Source organism: Sphingomonas sp., assembly GCF_035490575.1.
In the GTDB taxonomy this organism is placed as follows: domain Bacteria; phylum Pseudomonadota; class Alphaproteobacteria; order Sphingomonadales; family Sphingomonadaceae; genus Sphingomonas.
This window is the reverse complement of sequence record NZ_DATJLI010000124.1, coordinates 1-5,829: the sequence shown is the minus strand read 5'-3', so window position 1 is coordinate 5,829 and position 5,829 is coordinate 1. Positions and strand designations below refer to the sequence as shown.

The 5,829-nt window shown below is 64.8% G+C and carries 8 protein-coding genes; 3 read left to right on the top strand and 5 right to left on the bottom strand.

Going from position 1 to position 5,829, the window contains the following annotated elements:
• From VL973_RS09380 to VL973_RS09370, 3 genes are all read left to right on the top strand, one after another.
• A partial coding sequence (locus VL973_RS09380; RefSeq protein ID WP_325283758.1) for a ferritin-like domain-containing protein occupies positions 1-244 on the top strand: 244 nt, incomplete at its 5' end.
• A 116-nt stretch (positions 245-360) separates the two neighbouring features.
• Complete coding sequence (locus tag VL973_RS09375) at positions 361-540, top strand: DUF1328 domain-containing protein (protein WP_325283759.1); 180 nt, start codon at positions 361-363, stop codon at positions 538-540.
• A 22-nt stretch (positions 541-562) separates the two neighbouring features.
• Positions 563-2,143 (top strand): cisplatin damage response ATP-dependent DNA ligase, encoded by a 1,581-nt coding sequence (locus tag VL973_RS09370; RefSeq protein WP_325283757.1) that lies wholly within the window; start codon positions 563-565, stop codon positions 2,141-2,143.
• Between the two features lie 6 nt (positions 2,144-2,149).
• On the opposite strand, the gene VL973_RS09365 is transcribed toward VL973_RS09370, so the two are convergent.
• The 5 genes from VL973_RS09365 to VL973_RS09345 all read right to left on the bottom strand — a co-directional run bounded on the left by VL973_RS09365 (position 2,150) and on the right by VL973_RS09345 (position 5,514).
• Positions 2,150-2,776 (bottom strand): PAS domain-containing protein, encoded by a 627-nt coding sequence (locus tag VL973_RS09365; protein ID WP_325283756.1) that lies wholly within the window; start codon positions 2,774-2,776, stop codon positions 2,150-2,152.
• Positions 2,777-2,856: 80 nt separating this feature from the next.
• Positions 2,857-3,405 (bottom strand): LptA/OstA family protein, encoded by a 549-nt coding sequence (locus VL973_RS09360; protein ID WP_325283755.1) that lies wholly within the window; start codon positions 3,403-3,405, stop codon positions 2,857-2,859.
• Entirely contained in the window at positions 3,405-4,049 is a 645-nt protein-coding gene (locus VL973_RS09355) for an LPS export ABC transporter periplasmic protein LptC (RefSeq protein ID WP_325283754.1), read from the bottom strand. The genes VL973_RS09360 and VL973_RS09355 overlap by 1 nt, the downstream gene beginning before the upstream one ends.
• A gap of 15 nt (positions 4,050-4,064) precedes the next feature.
• Entirely contained in the window at positions 4,065-4,685 is a 621-nt protein-coding gene (locus VL973_RS09350) for a ribonuclease D (protein ID WP_325283753.1), read from the bottom strand.
• 31 nt (positions 4,686-4,716) lie between these two features.
• A complete protein-coding gene (locus VL973_RS09345) occupies positions 4,717-5,514 on the bottom strand; it encodes a TerC family protein (RefSeq protein ID WP_325283752.1) in 798 nt (265 codons plus the stop codon).
• Between the last annotated feature and the right edge of the window lie 315 nt (positions 5,515-5,829).

Below are 5,829 nucleotides of genomic sequence, written 5' to 3'. Positions count from 1 at the left end.
GCGTTCGATCGGCGACATCGGACGCCGCCAGACGATCAGGGACAATGATTCCGATTTCGTGTCGGCGACCGACATGCTGGTCGAACTGCGCGAGGATAACCTCAAGCTGGTCGAACTGCTGCGCGAGGCCAAGGATATTGTCGACGAGGCCAAGGACAATGCGACCAGCGGCATCCTCGACGACTGGACCGATGAGGCGGAAGAGCGCGCCTGGTTCCTGTTCGAGAGCAGCCGCAAGGGCTGATCGCGGCGCCTGTCCCGCCACATGGCCCCCGGCGCCCGCCCGCGCCGGGGGCCTCTCGATTCTACGGAACAATGGACCTTGCAATTCGCTTGCCCTGAAACAGTGGGAGACGAATGATGATCCGGTGGGCCGTAATCTTTCTCGTAATTGGTCTGGTGATGGCCGTGCTGGGCTTTGGCGGCATTGGCGGCGCCTTTATCGACATCGCCAAGATCCTGTTCTTTATCGCCGTTGCGATCTTCGTCATTCTGCTGATCCTGGGCCTCATCGCGGGCAAAAAGATCGCGGGTGGATGACGGCCCGGCGAATTGATCGGCGATGAAGGCGTTTGCCGACCTGCTTGACCGGCTGATCTATACCCGGTCGCGCAATGCCAAATTGAACCTGATCGCGGATTATCTGCGCGCCACCCCCGACCCCGACCGGGGTTGGGCGCTGGCGGCATTGACGGGCGAGGTCGACTTGCCCGCGATCAAGCCGGCATTGATCCGCACCCTGATCGCCGAGCGGGTCGATCCCGTGCTGTTCGCGCTCAGCCGTGATTTCGTGGGCGATACGGCGGAAACCGTGGCCTTGCTGTGGCCCGAACCGGCGCAAAGGCGCGCCGCCAATGCCGAACCGCTGACCGTCGCGCAAGTGATCGACCGACTGTCGATCCTCAGCCGCAGCGATGCGCCCGCTGTGCTGGCGGACATGCTCGACCGGCTCGAATCGGATGAACGCTATGCCCTGCTGAAACTGGCGACCGGCGGCTTGCGCGTCGGGGTATCGGCGCGACTGGCCAAGACCGCGCTGGCACAGGCGTTCGGGCTGGATGTCGATGCGGTTGAGGAAGTGTGGCACGGCTTGTCCGCCCCTTATGCGCCCTTGTTCGACTGGGCCGAGGGGCGCGGCGAACAGCCGAGTGCCGCAAATGTGCCGGTCTTTCGTCCGTTCATGCTCGCACATCCGCTGGAGGATGCCACCGTCGACCTGGCCGATTACGCCGCCGAATGGAAATGGGACGGCATTCGCGTGCAGATCGTGAATGTCGCGGGCCAGACGCGGCTCTATAGCCGGGCGGGCGACGACATTACCGGGAGCTTCCCCGAAGTCGCGGCCGCATTCGACACGCCCGGTGTGCTGGACGGCGAATTGCTGGTGAAGGGCGAGGCGCAGGGCGGGGAGGCGGCAAGTTTCAACGCGCTGCAACAGCGTCTGGGCCGCAAGATCGTGTCGGCGCGGATGCTGGCCGATTATCCCGCCTTTGTCCGGCTTTATGACCTGTTGTTCGACGGAGCCGAGGATCTGCGCGCGCTGCCCTGGCGCGACCGGCGTGCGCGGCTGGAGGCGTTCGTGCCCCAGCTCGATACCGAGCGCTTTGACCTGAGCCGCGTGATCGACGCCGCCGATTTCGACGCGCTGACCGACATCCGCGCGGGTGCTCGCGATTCGGCGATTGAGGGGGTGATGCTCAAGCGGCGCGACAGCCCTTATGTCGCGGGGCGGCGAGCGGGGTTGTGGTATAAGTGGAAACGCGATCCGCTGACCGCCGATTGCGTGATGATGTATGCCCAGCGCGGCAGCGGCAAGCGATCGAGTTTCTATAGTGACTATACGTTCGGCTGCTGGACCGAGGCGGGCGAGTTGCTGCCCGTCGGCAAGGCCTATTCGGGTTTCACCGACGAGGAACTGAAATGGCTCGATCGGTTCGTCCGCAACAACACGGTCAACCGTTTCGGCCCGGTGCGGGAGGTCGAGAAGTCGCTGGTGCTGGAGGTGGCGTTTGATTCGATCCACGAATCGAAACGGCACAAATCGGGGCTGGCGATGCGCTTTCCCCGGATCGCGCGCATCCGTCGCGACAAGCCCGCCCATGAGGCTGACCGGATCGACACGCTGCGCCGGATGATAAGCTGAAGCGGCTTACAGGCCCGCTTCGACCGCCAGCCGCACCATTTCCGCCGAGCGGCTGATGCCCAGGCGTTCCATGACGATCGCGCGGTGCATCTTCACCGTCTTTTCCGACAGGCCCAGCACGCCGGCAATCTGTTTGTTCAGCAATCCCTTGGCGACCAGCATCAGCACCTGACGCTGGCGTTCGGAGAGCGCCTTGATACTTTCCGCCGCCTTGATCCGGCGGCTGGTGGAGGGACCGGGCGTGCCTTCGGGCAATTGAACCTGCGACCCCACGAACCAGGCAAGCTCACCGGCCCCGTCGAACATCGGCGCGACCACCACAGCATTGCGAAACGGCGTGCCGTCGCGCTTATAGTTCAGGATTTCGACCAGCACCGGGCGTTGTTCGCGCACCCCGCTGCGAATTTCCTCGGTCAGCCAGGGTTCGGTCCCGCTGCCCGCCAGAAAGCGGCAGTTGCGGCCGATAATCTCTTCGCGGTCATAGCCGGTCAGTTCGCAAAAGGCGTCGTTGCAGGCGACGATCGGATTGTCGGGCAGGCGGGGGTTGGATATGACCGACGCGATCGGGCTGCCGGCGATCATCGCCTCAACCTCCGGTTCGGCCATATGCAACGCTGAAACCAGGCTCGCCATGATGCTTATAATAGGTTGAGCGGCCGGGTTGTTCCAGTAGCGTCACGCTTTACGCGCAACAAACCCGATCGCTGGCCCGATCACTGCCGGCTCGGAACGGTGAAGCGCCCGGTGACCCGCCCGCTTTGACGCGTGACACCATTGTCGGCCGCGGCCCCCGCAGCGCCGCCGCCAACCGCCGAACCGTCGATCACCGCGCGGCCGGTGTCGAGATTGATCGACAGCCGACCGCCCGTGACGGTGTTGGTCCCTTGCGTCAGCGAGACGCCGCCCAGCATCGTCACGACACGTCGATTGAGGTCATAGACGCCATATTGCGCCCGCGCCCGCTGATCCGGGCGGACGAGGGTGACGCCGCCCGATGCGTCGAGTCGCGACACTTGCGGACTGCCGCCGATGACCTGTCCGGTATAGGCGACCGTCACCCGGTCGGCCGTCAGCGTCATGTTTGCCTGGCGGATATTCACCCCGCCCGACAGCACCGCGCGGTTCGCCCGGTCCTGAAGCTCGATCGCGTTCGCTGCAAAGTCGATCGGCGCGTTCGAATTATGGCTTTGTGCCATGGCGGCGCCCGGCAGGGTCGTGCCGCCGAGCAGCATCAGGGCAAGGGGAGCGAGCGCGCGGGTCATCACCGGCTATTTGCGCCATTCGGGACGATCCGCAAGCGCGCATTGCCGACGACCCGAACGGTTCGCGCCTCAAGATCGGCCTCCAGCCGGTCGCCGCTGAAATTGCCCTGGGGCGTGGAGCCGGTTACGGCCCCCCCCGAGCGGAGCTGCCGCGCACGCAAGTCGATCGTCGCGTCGCGCGTGTCGAGTGCATAGTCGCCGGCCGCGCGAACCGCGATCGGCCCGTCGACGGCGATCCGGTCGGTTTCCATGTCATAGCGGCCCTGCGGCGCGCGGATCGTCGCCGGACCATCGGACAATTCGATGCCCGCGGCCAGATCCTGGAGCCGGACGACGCGCTCGGCTGAGCTTTTCTGGACCGCCGATCCGGCGTCGACCTCGAACGCGCGGCCCTTGTCATCGGCGCCGCGATAGCGCGCGGCCTGAATCCGCATCCGTTCGGCGGCGACATCGACCTTGTTCTTGTCGAGCACGAACGACACGTCGCCACCCATGAACAGCGGCGCCATGACCAGAAACGCCGCCAGGATGCCGATGCCCATCGGCAGCACCACCTGCAACACGCGCACCAGCGCATCGTGCCGGCTGCCAGGGGCGGCCCAGTGCTGGCGCTTGGTGCGGACGCGGACGGCGGTTTCGGACATCGGCTCTCCGGTGGATCAGGCGTGGGCGAAGATGTCGGTTTCGGGCCAGCCCGCCAGGTCCAGTTCGGCCCGGTGCGGCAGGAAATCAAAGCACGCCTGCGCCAGCGCCATGCGACCCTCGCGCGCCAGCCTTTTGTCGAACTCGGCTTTCAACGCGTGCAGGAAGCGCACGTCGGACGCGGCATAATCCTTCTGCGCGTCGGACAGGGTGGGCGCACCCCAGTCGGACGATTGCTGCTGTTTCGAGATGTCCTGACCCAGCAATTCGCGCACCAGTTCCTTCAGGCCGTGGCGGTCGGTATAGGTCCGCACCAGTCGCGACGCGATCTTGGTGCAGTAAACGGGCGCCGCCGTGACGTTCAGGTAATGGCGGATCGCGGCCAGGTCGAAACGGGCGAAATGATAGAGCTTGAGCCGGCCGGGATCGGACAGCACCGCGCGCAGATTGGGCGCGGCATAATCGCTGCCGGGACCGAAGCGCACCAGATGCTCGTCGCCGGACCCGTCGGACAATTGCACCACGCACAGCCGGTCGCGCGGCGTGAGCAGGCCCATCGTCTCGGTATCGACGGCAATGGCGGCGCCGGGCGCGAACACGTCGCCCGGCAGGTCTTCTTCATGGAAATGAACGGTCATCGCCGCGCCATAGGCGGTGCGGCGCGCCGGCTCAATGCCCCGCGCCTGGCCCGGCGCGTTCGCGCCGCCGCCGGGCGAAGATGTTGAGCATCTCCACCCCGGCCGAAAACGCCATTGCGGTGTAGATATAACCCTTGGGGATATGCGCGCCGAAGCCTTCGGCGATCAGCACCATGCCGATCATCAGCAGAAATCCCAGCGCGAGCATGACGACGGTGGGATTGCGGTTGATGAAATTGGCCAGCGGATCGGCCGCCAGCAGCATGACGGTGACCGCCACGACGACGGCGACATACATGATCTCGACATGTTCGGTCATGCCGACCGCGGTCAGGATCGAGTCGATCGAGAACACGATGTCGAGCAGGATGATCTGCACGATCGCGGCGGTGAACGTCACTTCGACCGCGCCCCTGGTCTTGTCGAGCAGTTCGGGGCTTTCCTCGCTGTCCATCGAATGATGGATTTCCTTGGTCGCTTTCCACATCAGGAACAGCCCGCCGGCGATCAGGATCAGGTCCCGCCATGAAAACTGCGTCTCGAAGCTCGGCTCGCCATGGCTGCCCAGCGGCCCGGTGATGCCCAGGTCGAAAACCGGCTGGGTCAGCGCGACGATCCATGCGATCGCGGTCAGCAGCAGCAGGCGCATGACCAGCGCCAGGCCGATGCCCACCTTGCGCGCCTTTTGCCGCTGCGCCTCGGGCAGCTTGTTCGACAGGATCGAGATGAAGATCAGATTGTCGATCCCCAGCACCACCTCCATCACGATCAGCGTGATGAGGGCGGCCCAGGCAGCCGGATCGGCGATGAGGGTGGCGATGTTGTCCATGATCTCCATGATCCGTGCAGTTGTCGCGACGAAACCACACTGGCGCGCAATGTTCCACAAAATGGCGCGTTTGCGACGATTTTGTTCGCGATGGACGATAAATTGGTCTATGCGAAGCCGTGAGGTGCATGGATTCTGTGCGCCCGAACACTTGCGTTGTTCGTCCGGCGCCGGGGTTATTCTGATTTCATACGGGCGAAGCGGGAAGACGGACAGGGCATGAGTTTCGATCGAGGGCGCGGCAACGGTCGCGGTGGGCGCGGCAAGGACAAGCGCGATTTCTTCGGCGGCGACGAATTCGGTGGCGCCAGCAGC